Raw genomic sequence first — 22,354 nt, 5'->3', positions numbered from 1 at the left:
GGGTTTGTCGGGGGTGGGGAGTGGCGGGGAGGATCGGGGGATGGACGACTATCTGATACGTACCATCCGCGCCGACGAGTGGGAGCAGACGCGGGACATCCGGCTCGCCGCCCTCCAGGACCCCGTGGCGCACATCGCCTTCCTGGACACGTACGAGGACGCCGTGAAGCGGCCCGAGTCCTACTGGCGGGAGCGGGCGGAGGGCGCTTCCGAGAGCGGGACGAGCGTCCGGCAGTTCGTGGCCGAGGCCGCGGACGGGAGCTGGGTGGGCACGATCTCGCTGCTGGTGGAGCGGCCGTCGGAGGAGGTGCGGTTCGGGGAGCCGGCGAAGATCGACCAGACGCACATCGTGGGCGTGTACGTGCGGCCGGAGGCGCGTGGTACGGGTGTGATCGACGCGCTGTTCCGGGCCGGTGTGGAGTGGTCCTGGTCGCTGCCGGAGCCGGAGATCCGGCGGGTGCGGCTGTACGTCCACGAGGACAACGCGCGGGCCGCCGCCTTCTACCGGCGGTTCGGGTTCGTCGCGACGGGGGAGACGGTGGCGATCGCGGGGGACGACACGGCGTGCGAGGTGGAGTACGAGATCCTGCGGCCCGTGGGCAACTAGGGGCTGAGGGACGCCTCCGGCCAGCGGGCGCGGGCCTGTTCCCGGGAGCGGAGCAGGACCAGGGTCGGGAGTCCCTGGTCCTGGCCGCCTGCCAGCAGCTCCGGGAGCCGGGGAAGGGGAGCCACGGCGGCGACGTCGTCGAGGACGAGCGTCAGTGGTGGGTCGAGCCGACCGTCGGATGACCGTGCGGCCATGCGGCGGCCGTGCTCGACCACGCTTGCGGCGAGGGCGGTGAGCAGAGGCATCGCGCCGGGGCGGGTGCGCGGGTCCTCGATGGCTTCACCGACCACATAGAGCGTGCCCCCTTCGGCGACGAAAGATTCCAGCGACAGCGAATCAGTTCGATTTGGGGTGCAGGCATCCCTGATGTGGACCGAGGAGAGCGCGGAGAGCGTACGGGCCGTCAGCTCCTGGGCCATGTCGCGCCGTTCGGGATGCGCGGTGAGCGCGGACTCCAGGAGTCCGGCGTGGCCCGCGGCGGCCTTGGGGTGCGTGCGGAGGATCCGTACGGGTTCGTGGGCGCCCATGCCCTGGGCCCAGCGGTGGACCTGCTTGAAGGCGCGGTCGTCCAGGGCGGCGGCGTGCAGCCAGCAGCGCAGGAGCGTTTCGGCGGTGTCGGCGACGGCGGCGTCCAGGCGGGACGGCGGGCGTACGGGGGCGAGGAGGGCGACCGCCCGTTCCTGGGCCGTGGCCGGGTCCTCGCAGCCGGCGGACGGGGACCAGTGGAGGCGGGCGGGGGTGTCGCAGAGGTGCCCGGGGTCGTAGACGAGGACGGGGCCGAGTTTGGCGCGGGCGTCTTTGGTGTCGGCCCAGAGGGTGGGGTCGGACGTGACGACGAGGACGGGGCCTTCGGCGTCCTGGACGGCCTGGACGGCGGCGGGGCGGCGGGTGGCGGGGGTGCCGTAGACGATTCCGGCGGAGGCCTCAGGAGTCTCAGGAGTCTCAGGGGCCTCCGGGGCTTGAGGGGTGGCCGTCTCTTTCGGGGGCTTCCGGGGAGCGGGTGGGGCCTTCGCCTCCGCCGCCTCCTCCGCCTCGGCCTCCGCCTCCTCCGCCTCGGCTTCCGCCTTCGGAGCCCGCGTGGCCGCCCTCGTACCGTACGACGGAACGCGACGCCTCCCCGCCCGTACCGTCCTCCAGCGCGCCAGCGTCCCCACCACGAACACCACCAGCACCACCAGCACCATCAGCTCGCCGATGAGCAGCCCCCAGAACAGCCCGTACCCCGACAGTTCGGCCGCTGGGGTGTCCGGCCACGCGCCCGCCAGGTCCTGCGGCCGGCCGAGCAGGGCGCGGACGGCCATGGGGGTACGGGTGAAGGCGACCCCCTCCGGCCAGGCGCCCTTCGCGAGGAGGGCCGCCAGGCCGGTCGCCGTCCACACGAGCACCGTCAGGCCGACGGGGATGCCGACCAGGGCGAGTACGAGCCCGTCGGGGATCCCCCCTTGCTGCCGCTCCCGAGACCCCTGAGACTTCGTGCTCATCTCACGCCACCGTGGACCGTGACGGGTCGTTCAGCTGCTGCTCGATGAGGGCCGCGCGCTGTTCCGTCTCCCATTCCAGTTCCGGGTCGACGGACGGGTCGACGGACGACTCCGTCATGGCGCGGTCGGTGTAGACGAGCGGTCGCTCCTTCTCGGTGATGAGGTGTTTGACCACCTGCACATTGCCGTTGACGTCCCAGACGGCGATACCGGGCGTGAGGGTCGGGATGATCTCGACCGCCCACCGTGGCAGGCCGAGCACCCGTCCCGTCGCCCTCGCCTCGTCGGCTTTCTGGGCATAAATGGTGCGGGTGGAGGCCATCTTGAGGATCGCCGCGGCCTCCCGGGCCGCCGCCCCGTCCACGACGTCCGAGAGGTGGTGGACGACCGCGACGAAGGACAGGCCGAGCCGGCGCCCGAACTTGAGCAGCCGCTGGAACAGCTGTGCCACGAACGGGCTGTTGATGATGTGCCAGGCCTCCTCGACCAGGAAGATGCGCTTCTTCCGGTCGGGGCGGATCCAGGTGTGCTCCAGCCACACGCCGACGATCGCCATGAGGATGGGCATGGCGATGGAGTTGCGGTCGATGTGGGACAGGTCGAAGACGATCAGCGGCGCGTCGAGGTCGATGCCGACGGTCGTCGGGCCGTCGAACATCCCGCGCAGGTCGCCGTCGACCAGCCGGTCCAGGACGAGCGCCACGTCCAGACCCCAGGCGCGTACGTCGTCTATGTCGACGTTCATCGCCTCCGCCGACTCCGCCTCCGGGTGCCGGAGCTGCTCCACGATGTCGGTGAGGATCGGCTGGCGGTCGGTGATGTGCTCGACGACGTACGCGTGGGCGACCTTGAGCGCGAAGCCGGAGCGCTCGTCGAGGCCGTGGCCCATCGCGACCTCGATGATCGTACGGAGCAGGGCCAGCTGCCCGGTCGTGGTGATCGACGGGTCGAGCGGGTTGAGCCGGATGCCGGCGTCGACGGCGACCATCGGGTCGAGGCGGATGGGAGTTATCCCCAGCTCCTGCGCGATGAGGTTCCATTCGCCGACGCCGTCCTCGCCCTGGGCGTCGAGCACGACGACCTGCCGGTCGCGGAACCGCAACTGGCGGAGCACGTACGTCTTCTCAAGGGCCGACTTGCCGTTGCCGGACTCGCCGAGGACCAGCCAGTGGGGGGCCGGGAGCTGCTGGCCGTACAGCTGGAAGGGGTCGTAGATGTAGCCCTTGCCGCTGTAGACCTCGCGGCCGATGATCACGCCGGAGTCGCCGAGGCCGGGGGCGGCCGTCGGGAGGTAGACGGCCTGGGCCTGGCCGGTGGAGGTGCGGACGGGCAGGCGGGTCGTCTCCACCTTCCCGAAGAGGAAGGAGGTGAAGGCTTCGGTGAGGGCGGAGAGTGGATCTCGCATGGGGTGGCCCCTTCGGGCGCTAGCGGCGGATGCCGGTCGCGAACGGCAAGGTGTTCACAAAGGCCCGGTGGTGCTCGCGGTCGCACCACTCCAGCTTCAGATACGACTTGCCGGCGGAGGCCCTGATCGTGCGCTTGTCCCTGGCCAGGGCTTCGGGCGAGCGGGACGACACGGTGATGTACCCGACGAGGTTGACGCCCGCGGCGCCGCTGGCGAGATCTTCACCCCGCTGGTCGAGCCGGCCGTGCGCGGCGATGTCGCGTGGGTCGACGGTGCGGTTCATCTTGGCCTGGCGGGAGGCCTCGGCCTCGTCGTTGGTCTTCTCGGTGAGCATGCGCTCGATGGCGACCTCGGTGGGTTCGAGGTCCATGGTCACCGCGACCGTACGGATCACGTCCGGGGTGTGGACGAGGAGCGGGGCGAGGAAGTTGACGCCGACGGGGGTCATCGGCCACTCCTTCACCCAGGCGGTGGCGTGGCACCAGGGGGCGCGGGTGGAGGACTCGCGGGTCTTGGCCTGGAGGTAGGTGGGTTCCATGGCGTCGAGTTCGGCGGGCCAAGCGTTTCGTTTCGTCATGGCCTGGATGTGGTCGATGGGGTGGTCCGGGTCGTACATGGAGTGCACGAGGGACGCGAGCCGGGACTGCCCGAGGGGCTGCCGTACGCGGATGTCGGCCTCGGCGAGGCGGGCGCAGATGTCGGTGAGCTCGCGGGCCATGACGACGGCGAGGCCGGCGTCGCGGTCGAGCTTGCGGGCGCCGGAGGTGTGGCGGGCGGCGCGGGCCATGGCGTTGGCCTCGGCGGCGAGTTCGCGGGTGTAGTGCATGCAGGCAACGAGGTAGGCGCGGTGCTGCTCGCTGGAGGTGGAGACCATCGACTGGAGCTGCTCGTACGACTCCTGGAGCCAGCCGGGGGCCTGCGGGTCGCCGCGCTGGGCGACGTCCTTGGCGTGGGCGTCGGGGTCGGCGGGGAGGGTGCGGGCGAGCATCTGGAGGCGGGTGACGAAGCCGTCCCCGTTGGCAACGTGCTTCAGGAGCGTGCCGAAACGGTCCACCAGCGCTTCCTGGTCCTCGCTGTCGCGCAGGCCGACGCCGGGGCCCTCGATCTCGATGGCGGCGGTGACGGTGCGGCGGTCGGCGTGGAGGAGGACGGCGATCTCGTCGGGGCCGAAGGGCGCGGCGAGCCAGTTGATCCGGCCGATGCCGGGCGGCGGGCCGACCTCGACCTCGCGGCCGTCGAGCCGGGTGCCGGCCTCGGCGGCGGCGGAGCGGTAGGCGGTGCCTCGCTTGAGGGACCGCTTGTAACTGCGGTTGATTTCAAACCATTTGTAGAAGGTGCGGTGCTTGTACGGGACGTACACGGCGGCGAGCGCCAGGACGGGGAAGCCGACGAGCAGCACGATCCGCAGGGTGAGGGCGGGGACGAGGAGTCCGCTCATCATGCCGAGGAACGCGCCGGCGATGATCAGGGCGATCTCGCCCGTCTCGCGGTTCTTGCCGACGATCGCGTTCGGCCGGGCGCGGCCGATGAGATACGTACGGCGGGGCGCGACCGGCTGGGACTGGGTCGTCAACGCCCTCCACCTCCTGTGCTTCCTGTGCCTGTGTTCTTGCGGCTGCTGTGCGGGGTGCCCGATGTCGGGCTGCTGCTACGCGGCGGGGGTGCGGCGGAGGGGACAGATCCGCCGCCGCCCCCGGCGCCCCCGGAGCCGCCGCGGCTGCTGTGCGCGGCGACGCCACCGGAGAGCGGGTTGGCGGGGCGCGGGGCGCTGCCGCCGCCGTTCTGGCTTCCGCTGTTGCCGCCGTCCCCGCGGCTGCTGTGGGTCTTGATGCCCTGGGAGACGAGGGAGGCGGGGGAGGAGATGACGGCGGCGGCGGCGTTCTCGCCGGCGCGGTGGAGGCGGTTGTTGCGAGAGGCGATGACCTCGTCGCCGAAGCCGGGGACGAAGCGGTAGATCATCGCGGACGCGAAGATGGCGAGCAGGATGATCGCCAGCCCGGAGACGACGGCCGAGAAGGAGTCGGGCCCGGTCCCGGAGGAGAGCGCTCCGGCGAGGCCGAGGACGATGACGATGACCGGCTTCACGAGGATGATCGCGATCATGATCCCGGCCCAGCGGCGGACGTGCCCCCACATGTTCTTGTCGACGAGGCCGGAGTAGACGACGACGCCGAGGAGGGCGCCGACGTAGAGCATGACGGCGCGCAGGAAGAGCTCGAGGTAGAGCACGCCGGCGGCGAGGATGCTGACGAGCGAGACGATGATCAGCATGATCGGCCCGCCGCCGATGGCGTCGCCCTTCTGGAGGGCCTCCTTGAAGCTGCCGAAGAAGACGTCGGTCTGTTGTCCTGTGCCGGAGGCGATGACCTCGGTGACGGCGTCGGTGGCGTTGACGACGGTGTAGAGGATGAGCGGGGTGAACGCGGAGGCGAGGACGGTCAGCCAGAGGAACCCGATGGCCTCGGACATGGCGGTGGTGAGGGGCACGCCGCGCATGGCGCGCTTGGCGACGGCGAGGAGCCAGAGGAGGAGGGTGAGGAAGGTGGCGGCGGCGAAGACGATGGCGTACCGGCCGAGGAAGGCCATGTTCGTGAAGTCGACGTCGGCGGTCTCTTTGACGGCCTGCGAGAGCGCGTCGACGATCGCGACGGCGGCGTCGGCGCAGCCGCGGGCGAGGGAGGCGAGGGGGTCCAGGGCGGCGGTGGGGTCGGGGGCGGTGCGGCCACCGCCGGAGCCGCCGTTCTGGCCGTTGGTGCAGTACTCCTTGGCCGGGCCGATGAGCAGATCGCACGGATCGTTGCTCGTGCTCGGTGACGGCGTGGGCGTCGGTGCGGCGGTGGCGCGGGCCGCGAACATGAAGGCTGCCGTCTGCACGGCCACGAGCGCCGCGACGACGGAGCGAACGGGGCGAGGGCTACCGGGCATAGGTGAAGCCTCCGAACTCCTCCACGGCCTTGCTGATCTCGTCGGCGGTAGAGGCGGCGACGTCGCCCGGTACGGGTGCGGGCCCGTCCGTCTGGGTGTCCGTGGAGATCTTCCAGTCGTCGTTCGTCCAGCGCAGGTCGAACGTCCACGTCTTCCAGGTGGTGCTGACCGGGTCCGTCGACCCGGGTCCCGACATGCCGATCAGGCCCGTGTACCAGACGGACACCTTGGCAGTGTTGCCGTCGAAACTCTCGACCTTGGTCCCCACGGGGATGGTCCGCGACACGAAGGTGTTGCCCGACGGAGGGTTACCCCCCGCGTCCAGGCCCAGCTTCTTGAGGAAGTCGGCGGAGTACGCCGCATCCTGGGGGCCCTTCAAGCGCGCCGCCGCCTCCGGCGTGTACACCGTGTCCACGATCTGGTGGCGACTGTCAGTCTTGAACATCCCGTCAGAACCCAGCGCCACCGCGTAGTTCGTCGCCGCGCTCTGCGCTCCCTGCTCGTCCTGGGCGAAGCCCATCGGGATCGCGCCGTTCTTGCCCGCCACCGGGCTGACGCCCGTCGCCGCCGTTGGGGCCTGCTTGGCCGAGGGGTTCGCGGAGCCGGACTTCTCGCCCGACTCGCCGTCCGCACCCCCTCTGTTCGCGAAGGCGATCGCGGCGATCAGGAGGACCACCACACCCACCACCGTGATGAGCGAGCGCGAGGTGCGGGCCGGGCGGCGGGTGCCGTCGTACGGGTCGCCCGTGCCGCCCTCCGGGAGGCGCGTACGGGTGTGGCCGGAGCCGCCCATGCCGCCCCCGAAGCCGTCGTTGTCGTCGCCGAGGCTCATGACGGGTACGCCCCCTCAACCGTTCGCGGGTACGACAGAAGCCGTGCTGGTCTCCGCGCGGGCGCGGTGTGGTGACTGGACATCAGGGAACGTGACCTCGGTGTTTAGACGGCCATCCCGTACACGATTGTGAACAGCGTCCCCAGCGAGCCGATGATGAAGACGCCGGTCAGGCCGGCCACGATCAGGCCCTTGCCCTGTTCCGCGCTGAACGTGTCCCGGAGGGCGGTCGCGCCGATACGCTGCTTGGCCGCTCCCCAGATGGCGATGCCGAGACAGAGCAGGATGGCCACGGCCATCACGACCTCGATCATCACCTTGGCTTCGTTGCCAAGGCTCCCGAAAGGCCCCCAGTTCGGAGCGATTCCACCGATGATGGTGGTGATGTCGCCCTCTTCGGCCGCCAGGTACATATAACTCACCGCCCCTGTTGGGTAGTTCGTCGCCCCTACCGGATGGCATGGGTCATCGCCCTATCTTCGCTGATGAAACCGCTCGCGTGTGACGGCTTGACGGCTCTCTTTACCCGATTCCCGCACACGTGGCCGATCCGACCGTCTTGACCTGCGGAGGTCTGGCCGGTTTCGATGCGAAGAAGCGTATGGTCACTCTGTGTATCACGGAGGGTGACTCCGGGCAATGACTGTCGTTGTTACACCTCGGGCCGCGATTCGGGTGGCGATCGGCCCGAATGGAGCAGCCTGTCCGCGACTGGGGGGTCGAAGGTGGTTGACGGGTCATGTCCGGAACCCGAAGAGGCCTGCCTGGTCAGGAAGTTGGGCAAGAGGGTGTTCTACGTTGGTGCCGTGACAGACATCGAATCGCGGATCGACACGTCTCGGCCGCACACGGCCCGGATATGGAACTACTGGACCGGCGGCAAGGACAACTACCCCGTCGACCGGGAGGCCGGCGACCGGATCCGGGAGCTGCACCCCGGGATCGGCGACTACGCGCGGGCCGACCGGCTCTTTCTGGGGCGGGCGGTACGGCACCTGGCGGAGGCGGAGGGGATCCGTCAGTTCCTGGACATCGGTACGGCTCTGCCGAGCGCGGACAACACGCACGAGGTCGCCCAGCGCGTCGCCCCCGACTCGCGGGTGGTGTACGTGGACAACGACCCGCTGGTGCTGGCGCATGCGCGGGCGCTGCTCGTCGGTACGCCCGAGGGGCGGACGGACTACCTGGACGCGGACCTGAGGGACGTCGACACCATCCTGGCAGAGGCGGCGAAGACGCTGGATCTGGACAAGCCGGTGGCTCTGATGCTGCTCGGCGTCGTCATCTTCATCGAGGACGACGAGGAGTCGTACGACATCGTCCGTCGGCTCATGGGCGCGCTGGCACCGGGCAGCCACCTCGTCCTGTCCCACACGGTCAAGCACCCGGCGATGCCTGACGTCGACGCGGCGGTGGCGTTCTGGAACGAACACGGCACCCCGAAGCTGACGCAGCGCACCCCGGAAGGGATCGCCCGCTACTTCGACGGCCTGGAACTCCTGGCCCCGGGCGTCGTCTCCTGTTCGCGGTGGCGCCCGGAGTCACCGGCGGACGAGGTCGCGATGTACGCGGGGGTCGCCCGTAAGTAAGGGCGGCGGTTCGGGGTGGTGGGTGGTCCGGTGCACCTCTGCTCGTATAGTGCGCACGCACATACGAGTCCGCTCAGGGGCCTCTCACCACGCCCCCGGTTTCTGATCGCGGCAACGAGAGAGGCATGCGGTTGCCCACGATCGACCCTGTGAGTTCCGGCCGGCCCTGTGCGGGATCGGTGGACCCTTGGCAGCAGGTGTGGAGCCACCGTGAACAGCTGCTGAGGGTGGCACGAAGGCGGTCCGCCAGCATCGAGGACGCCGAGGACGCGGTGCACGAGGCAATGGTCCGGGCGGCGGAACATCCGAACGTGGACCGCGAACGACTTGCCGCCTGGCTGACATCGGTCACCATCCGGTTGTGTGTCGATCGGTACCGGCAGCTGAGCCGGGATGCCCGGGTGGCCCTGCGTGTCCGCTCGATGCCGACCGCCTCCGGGATTGTGTCCCCCGAGGACGCCGTGTGTGATGTGGCCGAGGCGAAGTGGCTCGCCCTCAAGAGCGTAGAGCTGCCCGGCCGCCAGGCGGAGGCGCTGCGACTCAAGGCGGAGAACCTGGACGTGGCTCAGGTTGCCCAGCGGATGGGCCTGACCTGCAAGGCCGTCGAGTCGCTACTGGCCAGGGCCCGGCGGACGCTGCGTGCGGTGCTGGCCGGGACACTGGCCGTCGCCGTGGGACTGTGGCGCGGGCGTCCACGTGCGGAAGGCGGTCCGTCGGCCGTCGCCTTGGCCTCCATGGCGGCGACATTGGTCATCACGGGGCTGGTTCTGGTGGCGCCCTCCGAGGGCGACGGAGCGGCCGCCCCGCCGCAGCCACGCGGGTCCGGCCCGGTTGCCCGCACCGCTGGGTACGACGACCCACAGGGGCTTCCCCTCTCCGCCGGGGCGGATGCGGCGCCCGGCTCCTTGCGGCCGTCGAGTCGACCAACGGCCCATCGGCGTACGGACAGCAGTACGACGCGGGTGGTCGTGCCCGCTCCGGAACCGTCGACCGTGCTCGCCGACCCGGTCCAGGAGCTGCCGGAGCTGCCGGAGCTGCCGGACCTGTCGGCCGTGCCCGCGGCTCCTGACCTGCCGACGTCGGCACTCCCACCCGTCGTCGATCTGCCTGTCGGCCCGACGCTCCTTCCGGCTATGTGCTCCAGATCACTCAACTGTGGCGCGGGGCTGGTGCCCTGACCGCGTAGAGGAGTCGTCAGTCCCGACTTTTCTCACAGTGAGAGGAGCACGACCATGGCGTCTCGACGCCTGCGCCGACTCCAGCACGGCACAGCAGCGGCGCTCGCCGCCGCCACCATCGGCCTCGGCGTGTTCACCGCGCCCCCCGCCACGGCGAACGTCTCCGGCTCCGGTTCGGAGCCCTCCTCGGTGGTGACCGAACAGGTCGCCACCAGCACCCCGGAGCAGATACGCGACTTCTGGACTCCGGAGCGCGTCAGGACGGCCCTGGCCAACCCGCTGGACACCCCGACGGCCGACCCGGCCCCGGCTTCCGCGACGAGCACCACCACGAGCACCACCACGACCGGCCCCGAGGCGCAGCCGGTATCGGCGAACGCGGTGCCGCCGAAGGACACGAGCACGGGCAGCACCGGACCTGAGGCGGTTTCCACGACGGCCGCCGCACCGACCGTGTCCCGCTCCGTGCGTGTCTCGAACGAGCTGACGTGGCCGTACCGCGCAACCGGGAAGCTGATCTTCGAGACGCCCAAGGGCACGGCCAACTGCAGCGCCTCGGTGATCGTGTCCGACACCAAGAACGCGGTATGGTCGGCGGCTCACTGCCTCCACAGCGGCAAGGGCGGCGCCTTCTACAAGAACTTCGTGTTCCTTCCCGGCTACAACAAGCTCGCCCAACTCCACTGGTGGGTCCAGGACCGGGTCATGGTCCCGACGAAGTGGGTCGACTACAGCGACCACTACTCATCGGACATGGGCGCCATCATCGTCAAGAAGGACCTTGCGCTCGGCAATCTTCAGGACTTCGTCGGCGGTTACGGATACAACTTCAGCAACGGGCCCGAGCACACCGATGTGCACTCCTTCGGCTACCCGTTCGACGGCTACAACCGTCCTGATTCCGACTTCAACGACGGCGAGTACATGATGTATTGCCGGGGCAACACCGTGGACGGCGGCCCCTGGGATCTGCTGGACGAGCGGCTGCGGCTGACCTGCGACATGGGCCACGGCTCCAGCGGCGGCCCCATGGTCACGGGCGTGGCCTCGGGCAACATCCAGATCGTGGGCGTCAACAGCCACCGCCACGTCGACAGCGCAGGCAACTGGTCGGACAACTACATGTTCTCCTCCGAGCACGGCTCCGAAGCGAGGTCGTTGATCTACAAGATCAACAGCTGACGCCCACGGGCACAGCAGCGGTGGGCGTTCACCTCCTGGTGGGCGCCCGCCGCACTGTTCACGGCCGTCGCCCTCAGTCGCGCTCGATCCCGAGAGGCCCGAGCGGCTTGGAGTCGCGCACCGCCTCGCGGACGCGTTCCTCGGTCCAGTACTCCTGCTGCTTGCGGCTCTCGTCCTCGGTCACGCCGTACTCGACGACCTCGCCGTCGTTCTTGACGACGCCGCGCTCGCCGCCGTCCTGGCCCTGGACGGCGAACGCCGCGGTGGCCACCGCCACAGCCGCAGCCACTCCCGCGGCCACGACGACAACCCGCCGCGCCGGCTTGGCATCCGGCCTTCTCCTGCGCCGTGCGCCTGTGCGTGCCATGGGGTGTGCTCCTCTCGACGGCCGGATTCTCGCATCCGAGGATCACTGACGCACCCGCCCGCGCCTCACGATCCGGCGTCGGTGCCGATCGGCAAAGTGATCGAACTCCCCGTCGCGCACGCCGCGCACGAACGCGTCCCACTTCCGGGCCTCAGTCGTGACGGTGGCGGTGCCGTCGTCTGCACGGAGGCGTACGGCGTCCCCTGGCCCATGGGCCACCGTGACGCCGGCCGCCGGGGAGCCCGCCTTCAGGGCGTCGAGCAGGGCGCGGAAGCGGTCGGGGGTGACGGTGAGTATGGAGCCGGTGGGGTCGGCGCTCTCCGTCAGTCTCACGTGGCCGTCGGGCGCGGCGGTGACGTGGACGCAGGCGTCGCCCTCGCCGCAGTACGAAGACTTCTGCCAGCCGGGCAGGGTTTCCATGGCGGTTCCTCTCACAGGGTCTTGGCGATGGCGTGGATGAGTTCCCGCGAGGCCGTCTCGCTCAGGGCGACGGCTTCCATGCGGTCCAGGAGGGTGCGGTACTTGTCCAACTGTGCCTCCGTGTCGAGCATCGCCGGGCCGTGCGACTGGTCGAGGTGGACCGTGTCGAGCTGAGGTACGGGTCCGTACGCGTAACAGACCGACTGCCCAGAGCCGGGGAATGCCCCCGCGTCGAAGGGAATGACCTGCACCGAGATATGGGGGCGCTCGCTCATGCGAAGCAGGTGGTCCAGCTGGCGGTGGGCCGCCTCCGGGCCGCCGAACTTCATGCGGAGTGCGGCCTCGTGAATGATCGTCGAGTACGGGATGGGGGTGGCCCGGAAGATGACGTCCTGGCGCTTCATCCGGTGCGAGAGGCGATGCTCGATCTCGGGCGGCGACAGCTCGGGCACGACCTGGCGGAACACCTCGCGTGCGTGCTCGGCGGTCTGAAGGAGTCCCGGGATGTGGGCGGTGTACGCGGTGCGCAGCGCTTGCGCGTGGTGTTCCAGTTCAGCGAGGTCGCGCAGGCCGGCCGGGAGAAGCTCGCGGTACTCCTCCCACCACCCTCGCATCCGCTCGGCTGCCATGTTCGCGAGCGCGTCCATGTAGAGCTGGTCGGCGCACCCGTAGACGTGTGCGAGGGCTCGGACGCGGTCAGGACTCGCGCCGAAGCGGGCGGTCTCGATGTTGCTCAGTTGACCTGCGCTCGTGCCGATCAGGCGGGCGGCCTCGGTCGACGTCATGCCGGCGCGCTCGCGCAGTTTGCGCAGTTCGGTGGCCAGGCGCACGCGGCGGGCGGAAGGGGCGACCCTGCGCGTCATGTCGCAACTCCTTGGTGGGGAAGGGGTGGTGTCCGGTCACTCACACGGATGAAGGATGGGGCGGATTCCTTGGAATCAGGCAAGGAATCCTTGAAATCGCCCTACCGTCTTAACAGGCCACCCGCCTGGAAGTACCCCGCTCGACGGAGCGGCCTCGTCACCAGGCCCCATCACGACGTCATCCAACTTCCCTCCCCGACCGGAGACTTCCATGACCGCAACCGTATCCCCGCCCACCGCACCCTGGGCCTACACGCTCACACTCCCGAACGACCCCCGTGCCCCCGGTGTCGCCCGCCGTACGCTCCGTACCGTCCTCGCCGCGCACGGCATGGGGGGCGGGCTCATCGACACCGCCGAGCTCCTCGCGGGCGAGCTCGTCACCAACGCGCACCGTTACTCCTCAGAGCCGTACACCCTCCGCCTCCGCGCCCTCCACGGCCCCGAGCGGCTCCGGCTCAGCGTCTGGGACGCGAATCCCGTCATCCCGCCGCCCTTCCGGGGGCCGCTGGCCCAGCCGCCCGACGGTGACGCCGAGCGCGGGCGCGGGCTGTTCCTCGTACAGCTCTGCGCGGACAACTGGGGAGCGTACGAGCTCCAGGGCGGGCTGCACGGGACCGGCGGCAAGCTGCTCTGGGTCGAGTGCGCGCGGAAGCCCGACTGTCAGTGGGGCGATCTACTGTGACTTTACGTAGGCTAATGATGTCGATGTGCGACGGGAGGCCGTAATGTCCGAGGCCCACGCACGGAGGTTGTCCATGTTCGGACCCCGTTCCCTGCGAGCTGTTCCCGGGCGGCTGCGCGAGGTTGCCGAGCGGATCGAGGAAGCGACCGGTCTGCGCGTGCAGATCGTGGGAGGAAGTCTCGTGGTGGCCCCGCCTCGGAGGGGGAAGCACGTCGGTGCGATCCGCCGGCTGGACCAGGCACTCACGCCGAGCCTGCCGGAAGCCCTCGTCGCCGTGGAGATGGCCTCGATCGAGATGCCGGGTGACCCCGACGATTATGTGACGCCGGATCTCACCGTCTGTCCCGCGGACTTCTTGGAGTCCGACGACTGGCTGCTCGCCCCCCTTGACGTCGAGCTGGCCGTCGAGGTCTTCTCCGCCTCGGAGAAGGCCCGGGACATCTCCCAGAAGGACGACTGGTACGCCGTGGCCGGCGTCAAGGCCCTCCTCGTCATCAACCCCCGGCACGGCACCTGGGCCCTGCACACCCGGCCCGAGGGCGGTGGGTATCAGGACGTGTGCCGTGGCAAGTACGGCGAGGAGGTCGTCCTGCCCGCGCCGCTCTCGCTCCGTCTGTCCACGGAGGGGCTCCCGGTGTACGGGGCGGCCCGGCAGGAGTGACGCCGACCCGCCCCCTTTCCGTCAGCCCCCGACGTACGGGGTGTCGACGTGGCTGACTTCCTGGAGGTCCGTGCCGACGACGCGGTAGACGGCCGTACGGGTCAGGGTGTTGGCCACCGGCGGGTCCGTGTCGCGGCGCGTGCGGTAGACGACCGTCACGACGGGGCCGGTCACCGTGACCGAGACGACCGGGGTGCGGTCGCCGAAGGACTCCGTGGCGAAGGGGACCGGCGTCCCGTGGTCGTTCCGCCACACGACCAGGGTGAAGAAGCGGCCCGTGCCGTCAGCGGTGACCTTCACGACGCCCACGGCGTCGGCCGCGTCGTCCCCGACGAGCTGGCCGGTCGCGCACGGGGGCTCCACCAGGTCGACCTGGACGCCGTCCTCGCCCTCCCAGTGGCCGTCGGTCAGCCGCATCGAGTCGAGGGGGTAGTCGGGCAGTTTGACGCGGGCGGTCTGCACGTAGGCGTTCCGGAGCTGATCGCACGTCAGCGCGGCAGCGGTGGGTCGGGTGGTGGGAGGAGCGGTCGGCCGGGCAGTCGGCGCGGCCGACGTAGGGCTCGGGGCCCCCGGGGCGCCGTCGGGACCGCCGTCGTCCGGGCCGCAGGCGGTCAGCAGGGTCGCCGTCAGGGCCGCGACTGCCAGTCTTGCCGTCCTCTTGTGGTTCATGGTCATCCCTCTGTGTGGCCGTATCCAGCTGTACGACGCGACCAGAGACGCCCCGAATACCGGCCGGGGTTGCGGGACTTTGTCCGAAACGGGTAACAGTCCGCCCACCCGTCGGACGGGCGCCGCACCTAGACTTGTCGCTCGAAGGACTGCCAAGACCCCAGAGGTGGTTGACGGTGCGTAGGGCGCGCAAGGCGTGGCTGGTGGCCGGTGGGGTCTTCGGCGTGTGCCTGAGCTTCGTCGCGCTGCTCGTCGTTGGGACGTACTCCGCGGCCGCCGGGCTCATCGGGGGCGCCGGGGACGCCAAGAACGGGACCGTGGCGCTCGCCAAGGGGGCCGTGCCCGCCGCGTACCAGGGGCTGGTGCAGCAGTGGGGGAACCTCTGCCCCGCCATCAACCCGGCCCTGCTCGCCGCCCAGCTCTACCAGGAGAGCGGCTGGAACCCGCGGATCGTCTCGCCCGCCAACGCCATGGGCATCGCCCAGTTCATCCCCGGCACCTGGGCCGGGCACGGCATCGACGGAGACCGGGACGGGGACCGGGACGTGTGGGATCCCAAGGACGCGATCCCGTCGGCCGCTTCGTACGACTGCGAGCTCGCCGGCTACGTGAAGGACGTGCCCGGCGATCCGACGAACAACATGCTCGCCGCGTACAACGCGGGCGCCTACCGGGTCATCAAGTCCGGTGGCGTGCCCCGGATCAGCGAGACGCAGAACTACGTCAGGATCATCCGGTCCCTGGAGAAGAGCTTCGCCCGGCCCGTCGGGCGCGTCGAGCCTTCCCGGCAGGCCGCGGGTGCCATCTACTACGCGCAGCAGAAGCTCGGGACCCCCTATCTCTGGGGCGGCACCGGAACCGCGGCTCAAAATGGCCGATTCGACTGCTCCGGGCTGACCCAGGCCTCGTACGAGTCCGTCGGGATCCAGCTGCCGCGCGTCGCCAACGACCAGTACAACGCCGGTCCGCACCCCTCGCGCGACGAGCTGCTCCCCGGCGATCTGGTCTTCTTCTCCGACGACCTGACGAACTCCCGCGCCATCAGGCACGTCGGCATCTACGTCGGCGGCGGCTACATGATCGACGCGCCGCGCACCGGCGCCGTCATCCGCTTCGACAAGATCGACACGCCTGACTATTTTGGTGCCACCAGGGTGACGAAGGACGGGGCCGCGGCGCTTCCCACGCATCTGCCGCAGGCCTGACGGGCCGTCGCCCGACGTCGGCGTCCTGGCCGGAACTCTCCGTCAAGCGCAGGCCCTGAGCTGCGATGACGCGTCACTCTTCGGTAACGTCAGGGTGATCTACGAGGAAGAACGGAACGCCCGCCTCAGGCGGTTCGTTCGACCGATCATGACAAGGCAAGGGGCCGCAGTGGCTGGACTCGCATCGGATGGTTCGAACCCCGATGTCAGCCTGCTCTACGACATCAACGGGCTGGCGCAGGACGCCCCGCCCTGGTTCGACCGTGTCATGGGCTTCGTCGGCGAGTACGGGATCATGCTCGGCCTCGTCCTCGTCGCGCTCTGGTGCTGGTGGAGCGTCCGCCGCCGCGGCACCCTCACCGACTCCGTCTCCGCCGTCGCCGCGCTCGTCTGGGCTCCGCTGGCCGCCGGCGTCGCCCTGCTCGTCAACGTCCCGATTCGTGGGTTCGTCGAGCGGCCCCGGCCGTTCAACGACCACCAGGGCCTCGACGTCCTCGTCGCCGGCAAGACCGACTTCTCCTTCGTCAGCGATCACGCGACCCTTGCGATGGCCATCGGCGTCGGTCTCTTCGTCGCCCACCGCAAGCTCGGCCTCGTCGCCATCGCCCTCGCCTTCGCCGAAGGCTTCTGCCGGGTCTACATGGGGGTCCACTACCCGACCGACGTCATCGGCGGCTTTGCCCTCGGTACGGCGGTGGCGCTGCTCCTCGCCCCCCTTGCCCACGCCCTGCTGACCCCGATCGTTTCCGCGGTCGCCCGCTCCCGGCACGGCGCCCGTCTCGTCCGCTCCCGCAGTGCCGCCGCGCGGTCCGCGCTCCCCGAGACCCTCGACATCCCCGAGCCCCGGATCGGCTCCGGCCCGGGCGAGAACGACCTCGCCGCCTGACCCGAACGCCCTCCAGAGGCTCCGCCCCCGCCGTCCGGCGGGACCCACCCCCGCCATCCGGCGGGGGTGGCGTGCGTCCGGGGCCCTCCCCGCGGATGAAACCGGCCGATCCGGCGGATGGAAGTATGGCGGGACGGGGTCCTTCCGCCGACCACGGGAGGGCCGCGACCGCTTGTTCGCGACTGATCACGGGGAAAAAACTCATGGCCTTGCCGGCAGCAGCATCACGGGGACCCGATTCCCAAGGCACCCAGGACTCTTTTCATGCATGCCACTTGGGGCCGTCGAACGTCCTGTCCGTGGCGGCTCCCGACATCGACCAGCTGACCCGCCGGGAGAAGGAGGTGCTGCACCTCCTCGGACTCGGTGAGAGCAATCGGCTGCTGGCCCGCAGGCTCGGAATTTCCGAACGCACCGTCAAAGCGCATGTGGCGAGCATCGTCGCCAAACTCGAACTCCGCTCGCGCGGCGACGCGACGGCCCTCTCCATTCTCCGGCACGCGGAGGTCCACGGAAGTCTGACCCTCCCTAACAGACAATAGAGAAAGGGTCCTTGGGCTGACGAGAGTTGTCTCCCGTAAGTGATGTTCGCTCAGGGAGAGACACCAGAATGAAGAAGTCAGTCCGTATAGCCACCGCTTCGATCGTCGCGGCCCTCGCCATCGGCGTGGCGGCCCCGGCGGCCAGCGCGGCCCAGACCGCCGCTCCGGCCGCCCCGGTCGCCGCCGTCGCCACGTACACGCCGACCGGCTCGGTGGCGTCCGTCGGTGCGTTCGGCGGCTCCGCCGCGATGCCGGCGGCCGCGTCCGCCGACGTCGCGGGCGTTCGGATGGCAGCGGCCGGCAGCTCCAAGGGGAAGGCGTTCCTGGAGCTCCTGAAGCGGACCGGCGGCCTGTTCAAGAAGGCCGCGACCAAGGCCAAGGAAGGCCAGGCGGCCTTCAACCGGTGGATGGGCGACCAGCACTGGTCCGTCCGGGCCGCCTGGTGGGCGCTGGGCGCCGGCACCCAGGCCTGGGTCTGGGAGCAGCTCCTGAACTGGGTCGGCTGATCAGACCGGGCCGCCCCCGAGACCCGGGGGCGGCCCACCCCCCACACAGACACGAAAGGCGCGACATGACCTCAAGGAAATCCGGATCCACTCCGGTGGACTCGTTCTTCGCCGTACCCATGGTTCTGCTCGCGCTGACCTTTCCGGCGTTCTTCTTCGTGTCCGGGGAGAACGGGCGCAACGCCGGCTGGCTGCTGTACGGGGCGGGACTTCTGCTGACCCTCGGCGGAATGCTCTACTGCGCCGTCGCGAAGAAGAGCCCGAGCTGGGGCGGGGGCAGCTGTGCCGTCGCCCTCGTCGTCATCGGACTCGCCGCCTGGAACACGCACGGATGGCCCTGGTGAACACCGCCGAAGCGATATCCGTGGACGAGACCGGTATGACCGCCCATTCCCTGCGCCGCGAATTCGGACGGAAAACCGTCCTCCACGACATTTCCCTGAACGTCCCGGCCGGTTCGGTGACGGGATTTCTCGGCGCCAACGGAGCCGGCAAGAGCACGGCGATCCGGCTGATGCTCGGCCTCATCCGGGGCGAGGGACGCACCTACTTCCTGGGTCGGCCCCTCACCGACTGGAAGTCCCCCGGGCAGGTGGTCGGCGCGGTCCTCGGCGGCGTCGCGGGCCACCCCGCGCACCGGCTGCGGACCCATCTGGGCATGGTCGCCGCCGGCATGGGCCTGCCCGGCCGCCGGGTCGACGAGGTGCTCGACATGGTCGGTCTGGGCGAAGCCGCCGGACTGCGCCTGGGTGCGCTCTCCCTCGGCATGGCCCAGCGGGCCGGCATCGCCCAGGCGATGCTCGGTGATCCGCGCGTCCTCGTCCTCGACGAACCGGCCAACGGCCTCGACCCGCACGCGCTGCTCTGGCTGCGCACGTTCCTGCGCGCTCTCGCGCGGGAAGGCCGGGCCGTCCTCGTCTCCAGCCACCTGCTGGGGGAGACGGAGCAGCTCGCCGACCGTGTGATCGTCCTCGCCCAGGGCCGGGTGGTCGCCGAGACGACCGTCGAGGAGATCGGCGCGCGGACCGGGACGGTCACCGCGCAGAGCCCGCAGCCCGAGCGGCTGACGGAGCTCGTGGAGCGGGCGGGCGGGACGACCGAGCCGCTGGACGGCGGCCGGATCGCGATCCGGGGCCTCGACCGGTTCCGGGTGGGAGCCCTGGCCGCCGCGGAGTCGGTGGTGCTGAGCTGGCTCGACGAACGACCCCCCTCCCTGGAGGACTTCTACCTCTCCGTGGCGTACGAGGAGTTCCAGATCCGATGACCTTGCCGTCCGCATCCCCGGTCGCTTCTCCGCTCGCGTCCTCGTCCCCGCTCGCCCCGCCGCCCGTCTCCCCGTCGGCGGTCACGGCCCTGCGCCGCGCCGCCGCCTACGAGTGGCGCCACTTGCGTGGCCTGCGGTCCACCTGGATCCTGCTCGCGGTCGTGGCCGTCCTGGCCGTAGGCAACGGCGTGGCGCTGCTCCTGTCGGCCGAGCCGGGAGCCGCCCCGACGCCCGCGGCCGTCGCGGACGCCCTCCAGTGGTCGCCCGCCGCCACCCAGGTGCCGATGCTCGCCCTCCTCCTCATGGCGGTAGCCACCGGGCCCGTCAGCACCGACCTCGCGCGGGGCGCCGCCCGTACCGCCTGGCTGACCGCCGCCTCCCGGACGACGGCGTACGGCGCGAAGCTCGGCGTCGGCGCCGTGTTCATCGCCGCCGTCGCGGCGGCCTCCGCCCTGCTCGCCGGAGTCTCCGCCGCGCTGTCCCTCGCCGTGGCCGGAGTGCCCCAGCCCGCATGGGGGCAGGCGCTGCCCGCGCTGCTGCGCTTCGTGCTGGTCATGGCCTGCTGGCCGGTGGTGGCCGGCGCGGTCGCGGCGCTGGTGCGCAACCGCGCCGGGACCGTCCTCGTCCTCGTCGTGTGGCCACTGGTCGCCGAACGCCTCACCGGACTGTTGGCGGGCCGACTCCTCGACGTCGAGGGGCTGGGCGGATGGCTGCCGTTCGCCGCCTCCCGCGCCGCGATGGCGGGCGCCCCGGACGGCTCTCTGACGTCCGAGGACGCCGCGTTCGCGCAGGCGATGCTCGGCAGCGACCTCACGCCGTGGGCCGGGCTCGCCGTGTACGGGGTGTTCACCCTGCTGCTCGGACTGGTCGGCGCCTGGGCCTACCGCCGGCGCGAAACCGCCTGACCGGGACCGCCGGGCCCCTACGGACGGACCTGCGCGACCGTCATCGCCGGACGGTTACGACCCGGCCGTTACGACCCGGCCCGTACGGCCTGCCCATACCGGCTCACCCACCCCCGCCCCGTCCGGGCTCAGTCGCCCGCAGGGCACGGCAGGGTCGCGCTGACGAGGAAGCCGCCGTCGTCCGTCGGGCCCGTCTCCAGGCGGCCGCCGAGCGCGCTCGCCCGTTCCCGCAGGCCGGCGAGGCCGAGGCCGCTGCCCGGCAGCGGTTCCGGGGCCGGGGCGGGCGTTTCCGGGGGCAGGCCGCTGCGGATCTCGACGAGCAGCGCCGCCGGGCCGGGCGCCGGCGCGGCGGTGAGTGTCACCGTCGTCGGCGAACCAGGGGAGTGCTTCCGTATGTTGGTCAGCCCCTCCTGCACGATGCGGTACGCGGCCTCCTGCACGGTCGGCGGCCATTCGCCCGCCGCCGCCCGCCCGAGTTCCGCCGACACGTCGAGCCCGCTCTCCTCGATCAGCGCGGGCACCTCCCGCAGCCCGGGCCGGTCTCCGGCGTCGCCCGGTCCGGCCTTCAACCGGCCGACCAGACGCCGCAGTTCGGTCATCGCCGCACCCCCGAGGCGCCGGATGTCGGCGGCCGCCGCCCTGCTCTCCGGGTCCGGCGCGGTCCGCTCCAGCGCTCCGGCCCGTACGGCGATCAGGCTGACGTGGTACGAGACCGAGTCGTGCATGTCGCGGGCCAGCCGGGCCCGTTCCTCCGCCACCGCCGTGCGGGCGAGGAGCAGCCGCTCGCGCTCCTGCGCCGCGACCAGGTCCGCGATGTGCGTGGACAGTTCCCGTTTGGCCCGCCCGAGCGAGCCGAGCGCGGTCGGGCCGGCGCTGACGAGTGCGGAGTACATGAAGGCCGCCAGGGCGAACTCCAAGGACAGCGGCTCGTCGAGCCGCGCCGGGTTCCAGGAGACGAGGGCAGCGAGGAAGAGGAGCACCGCGCAGGTGAGCATCGTCGCGCGGGAACGGGCCGCGTAGGTTGCCCGGTACATGGTGAGCATGGGCGCGAGCAGCAGATAGCCGGTGCACGCGACCGGCAGCGTGGCCAGGTGCGCGAGGGTGGGCCACCGGGTGCTGAGGGCGACCGCTCCGCAGGTGAACCCGTACAGCGCGAGCTCCCATGGGGCGCTCGCGCGCCACGTCGTGGCGACCTCGGCGGTCGAGACCCCGAGGACGACCGCGGTCTGCGCGGCGGGCGGGAACCTCATGCGGACGTCCAGGGTGCCGTGCTCGCCAGCCCCGACCGGTGGGCGTAGACCGCGGCCTGGACGCGGTTCGCCACGCCGAGCTTGCCGAGGATCGCGCTGACGTGGTCCTTGGTCGTGGCCGGGCTCAGGCCCAGGCGGCGGCCGATGTCGGTGTTGGGGAGCCCGTCCGCCAGCAGGGCGAGCACCTCGCGTTCGCGCGCGGTCAGCGCGTCCGGCCGGGCCGTGTCGTGGGCAGCGGCGGTGGCGGGGCCCTGGGCGAGGAATCCCTGGACGACGGACCGGGCGACCGGCGCCGACAGCACAGTGCCGCCGGCCGCGATCAGTCGTACCGAATGGATCAGTTCGTCGGGTGCGGTGTCCTTGAGGAGGAAGCCCGCGGCTCCGGCGCTGAGGGCCCCCGTGACGTCCTCCTCGGAGGAGAAGGTGGTCAGCACGGCCACGGCGGGCGGAGCCTCCTGGGCGCGCAGGGCCTTCAGCACGGTGAGGCCGTCGGTGCCTGGCATCCGCAGGTCGAGCAGCACCACGTCGGGGCGGTGGGCCGCGACCGCGGCGACGGCGTCCGGGCCGTCGCAGGTCGCCGGCACATGGATGTCCGGCTCCGATTCGAGGATCTGCTGCATACAGGTGCGCAGCAGGATCTCGTCGTCGACGATCAGGGCCCGGATCACGCAACCATCCCCCGTTGGCTGGTCCATTCCGGTCGAACATAACAACCGGTGACGCCGGGGACCAAGCTCCCGCGCGGGCCTAGGCAGTCCGCCGCGCGTCCTCCGTGTGCGTCGCCGCGTCCGTCCTCGCCCTGCCGCGTGATCTCCGGGCCGGGCCCGTCCAGCCGCAGCTGCACCGGGCGACGGCGAAAGAGCCGCGTTCCGTCGTGGTCGTGTGATGCGGGGCCTGCTGGTGCACGTATCCACCGTACTGCGCGTGACGGG

The 22,354-nt window shown here is 70.9% G+C and carries 25 protein-coding genes; 13 read left to right on the top strand and 12 right to left on the bottom strand.

Annotated elements, in window-relative coordinates; translation table 11 throughout:
* Window positions 1-40: 40 nt before the first annotated feature.
* On the top strand, window positions 41-607 hold the full coding sequence (locus tag ACZ4VI_RS06695) for a GNAT family N-acetyltransferase (protein WP_467997235.1): 567 nt from the start codon (window positions 41-43) through the stop codon (window positions 605-607).
* Here the strand turns inward: ACZ4VI_RS06695 and ACZ4VI_RS06690 are convergent.
* From ACZ4VI_RS06690 to ACZ4VI_RS06665, 6 genes are all read right to left on the bottom strand, one after another.
* The gene (locus ACZ4VI_RS06690) at window positions 604-2,088 is read right to left on the bottom strand and encodes a P-loop NTPase family protein (protein WP_467997233.1); all 1,485 of its coding nucleotides are present in this window, start codon (window positions 2,086-2,088) and stop codon (window positions 604-606) included. The two genes, ACZ4VI_RS06695 and ACZ4VI_RS06690, sit on opposite strands and share 4 nt — an antisense overlap.
* 1 nt (window position 2,089) lies before the next feature.
* Entirely contained in the window at window positions 2,090-3,493 is a 1,404-nt protein-coding gene (locus ACZ4VI_RS06685) for an ATP-binding protein (protein WP_467997231.1), read from the bottom strand.
* Between the two features lie 19 nt (window positions 3,494-3,512).
* Window positions 3,513-5,066, bottom strand: a complete 1,554-nt coding sequence (locus tag ACZ4VI_RS06680; RefSeq protein WP_467997230.1) for an SCO6880 family protein — start codon at window positions 5,064-5,066, stop codon at window positions 3,513-3,515.
* Window positions 5,063-6,418, bottom strand: a complete 1,356-nt coding sequence (locus ACZ4VI_RS06675) for a hypothetical protein (RefSeq protein ID WP_467997229.1) — start codon at window positions 6,416-6,418, stop codon at window positions 5,063-5,065. The genes ACZ4VI_RS06680 and ACZ4VI_RS06675 overlap by 4 nt, the downstream gene beginning before the upstream one ends.
* Window positions 6,408-7,250, bottom strand: a complete 843-nt coding sequence (locus ACZ4VI_RS06670) for a DUF8175 domain-containg protein (RefSeq protein WP_467997228.1) — start codon at window positions 7,248-7,250, stop codon at window positions 6,408-6,410. Before ACZ4VI_RS06670 ends, ACZ4VI_RS06675 begins: the two co-directional genes overlap by 11 nt.
* A gap of 104 nt (window positions 7,251-7,354) precedes the next feature.
* Window positions 7,355-7,663 (bottom strand): hypothetical protein, encoded by a 309-nt coding sequence (locus ACZ4VI_RS06665; RefSeq protein ID WP_260230621.1) that lies wholly within the window; start codon window positions 7,661-7,663, stop codon window positions 7,355-7,357.
* Window positions 7,664-8,056: 393 nt separating this feature from the next.
* Here ACZ4VI_RS06665 and ACZ4VI_RS06660 point away from each other — a divergent pair, with 393 nt between their 5' ends.
* From ACZ4VI_RS06660 to ACZ4VI_RS06650, 3 genes are all read left to right on the top strand, one after another.
* Window positions 8,057-8,839, top strand: a complete 783-nt coding sequence (locus tag ACZ4VI_RS06660) for an SAM-dependent methyltransferase (RefSeq protein ID WP_467997226.1) — start codon at window positions 8,057-8,059, stop codon at window positions 8,837-8,839.
* Between the two features lie 125 nt (window positions 8,840-8,964).
* Window positions 8,965-10,017: an RNA polymerase sigma factor gene (locus tag ACZ4VI_RS06655; protein ID WP_467997224.1), complete on the top strand. Its 1,053-nt coding sequence runs from the start codon at window positions 8,965-8,967 to the stop codon at window positions 10,015-10,017.
* A 54-nt stretch (window positions 10,018-10,071) separates the two neighbouring features.
* Window positions 10,072-11,199 (top strand): trypsin-like serine peptidase, encoded by a 1,128-nt coding sequence (locus tag ACZ4VI_RS06650; protein WP_467997222.1) that lies wholly within the window; start codon window positions 10,072-10,074, stop codon window positions 11,197-11,199.
* Window positions 11,200-11,272: 73 nt separating this feature from the next.
* Here ACZ4VI_RS06650 and ACZ4VI_RS06645 read toward each other — a convergent pair whose 3' ends face one another.
* From ACZ4VI_RS06645 to ACZ4VI_RS06635, 3 genes are read right to left on the bottom strand one after another with little or no spacing between them, the layout of a single operon-like run.
* Window positions 11,273-11,566 (bottom strand): hypothetical protein, encoded by a 294-nt coding sequence (locus ACZ4VI_RS06645; RefSeq protein WP_467997220.1) that lies wholly within the window; start codon window positions 11,564-11,566, stop codon window positions 11,273-11,275.
* Between the two features lie 42 nt (window positions 11,567-11,608).
* Complete coding sequence (locus ACZ4VI_RS06640; RefSeq protein ID WP_467997219.1) at window positions 11,609-11,986, bottom strand: DUF397 domain-containing protein; 378 nt, start codon at window positions 11,984-11,986, stop codon at window positions 11,609-11,611.
* Window positions 11,987-11,997: 11 nt separating this feature from the next.
* Window positions 11,998-12,849 (bottom strand): helix-turn-helix domain-containing protein, encoded by an 852-nt coding sequence (locus ACZ4VI_RS06635; protein ID WP_467997217.1) that lies wholly within the window; start codon window positions 12,847-12,849, stop codon window positions 11,998-12,000.
* A 211-nt stretch (window positions 12,850-13,060) separates the two neighbouring features.
* Here ACZ4VI_RS06635 and ACZ4VI_RS06630 point away from each other — a divergent pair, with 211 nt between their 5' ends.
* Window positions 13,061-13,534 carry an ATP-binding protein gene (locus ACZ4VI_RS06630; protein ID WP_467997215.1) on the top strand — a complete coding sequence of 158 codons (474 nt, stop codon included), beginning with the start codon at window positions 13,061-13,063 and terminating at the stop codon, window positions 13,532-13,534.
* Between the two features lie 73 nt (window positions 13,535-13,607).
* A complete protein-coding gene (locus ACZ4VI_RS06625) occupies window positions 13,608-14,195 on the top strand; it encodes a Uma2 family endonuclease (protein ID WP_467997213.1) in 588 nt (195 codons plus the stop codon).
* Between the two features lie 21 nt (window positions 14,196-14,216).
* Here ACZ4VI_RS06625 and ACZ4VI_RS06620 read toward each other — a convergent pair whose 3' ends face one another.
* Complete coding sequence (locus ACZ4VI_RS06620) at window positions 14,217-14,864, bottom strand: hypothetical protein (protein ID WP_467997211.1); 648 nt, start codon at window positions 14,862-14,864, stop codon at window positions 14,217-14,219.
* A 176-nt stretch (window positions 14,865-15,040) separates the two neighbouring features.
* On the opposite strand from ACZ4VI_RS06620, the gene ACZ4VI_RS06615 reads away from it, so the two are divergent.
* The 7 genes from ACZ4VI_RS06615 (at window position 15,041) to ACZ4VI_RS06585 (ending at window position 20,172) form a co-directional block, all read left to right on the top strand.
* Entirely contained in the window at window positions 15,041-16,069 is a 1,029-nt protein-coding gene (locus tag ACZ4VI_RS06615; protein WP_467997209.1) for a C40 family peptidase, read from the top strand.
* A gap of 169 nt (window positions 16,070-16,238) precedes the next feature.
* The gene (locus ACZ4VI_RS06610) at window positions 16,239-16,955 is read left to right on the top strand and encodes a phosphatase PAP2 family protein (RefSeq protein ID WP_467997207.1); all 717 of its coding nucleotides are present in this window, start codon (window positions 16,239-16,241) and stop codon (window positions 16,953-16,955) included.
* Window positions 16,956-17,230: 275 nt separating this feature from the next.
* Window positions 17,231-17,497, top strand: coding sequence for a response regulator transcription factor (locus ACZ4VI_RS06605; RefSeq protein WP_467997205.1), 267 nt, complete (start codon window positions 17,231-17,233; stop codon window positions 17,495-17,497).
* 68 nt (window positions 17,498-17,565) lie between these two features.
* On the top strand, window positions 17,566-18,003 hold the full coding sequence (locus tag ACZ4VI_RS06600; protein ID WP_467997204.1) for a hypothetical protein: 438 nt from the start codon (window positions 17,566-17,568) through the stop codon (window positions 18,001-18,003).
* 65 nt (window positions 18,004-18,068) lie between these two features.
* Window positions 18,069-18,347 (top strand): hypothetical protein, encoded by a 279-nt coding sequence (locus tag ACZ4VI_RS06595; protein WP_467997202.1) that lies wholly within the window; start codon window positions 18,069-18,071, stop codon window positions 18,345-18,347.
* Entirely contained in the window at window positions 18,344-19,267 is a 924-nt protein-coding gene (locus ACZ4VI_RS06590) for an ABC transporter ATP-binding protein (RefSeq protein WP_467997200.1), read from the top strand. The genes ACZ4VI_RS06595 and ACZ4VI_RS06590 overlap by 4 nt, the downstream gene beginning before the upstream one ends.
* On the top strand, window positions 19,264-20,172 hold the full coding sequence (locus tag ACZ4VI_RS06585) for a hypothetical protein (protein ID WP_467997199.1): 909 nt from the start codon (window positions 19,264-19,266) through the stop codon (window positions 20,170-20,172). The genes ACZ4VI_RS06590 and ACZ4VI_RS06585 overlap by 4 nt, the downstream gene beginning before the upstream one ends.
* Window positions 20,173-20,300: 128 nt before the next feature.
* Here the strand turns inward: ACZ4VI_RS06585 and ACZ4VI_RS06580 are convergent, their stop codons facing one another.
* Window positions 20,301-21,422, bottom strand: coding sequence for a sensor histidine kinase (locus ACZ4VI_RS06580; protein WP_467997197.1), 1,122 nt, complete (start codon window positions 21,420-21,422; stop codon window positions 20,301-20,303).
* Window positions 21,419-22,090, bottom strand: coding sequence for a response regulator (locus ACZ4VI_RS06575; protein ID WP_467997196.1), 672 nt, complete (start codon window positions 22,088-22,090; stop codon window positions 21,419-21,421). The genes ACZ4VI_RS06580 and ACZ4VI_RS06575 overlap by 4 nt, the downstream gene beginning before the upstream one ends.
* Between the last annotated feature and the right edge of the window lie 264 nt (window positions 22,091-22,354).

The organism is Streptomyces sp. NPDC029169 (assembly GCF_055563935.1).
The sequence above is the reverse complement of the archived record's forward strand: the minus strand, read 5'-3'. Positions and strand labels throughout refer to the sequence as shown.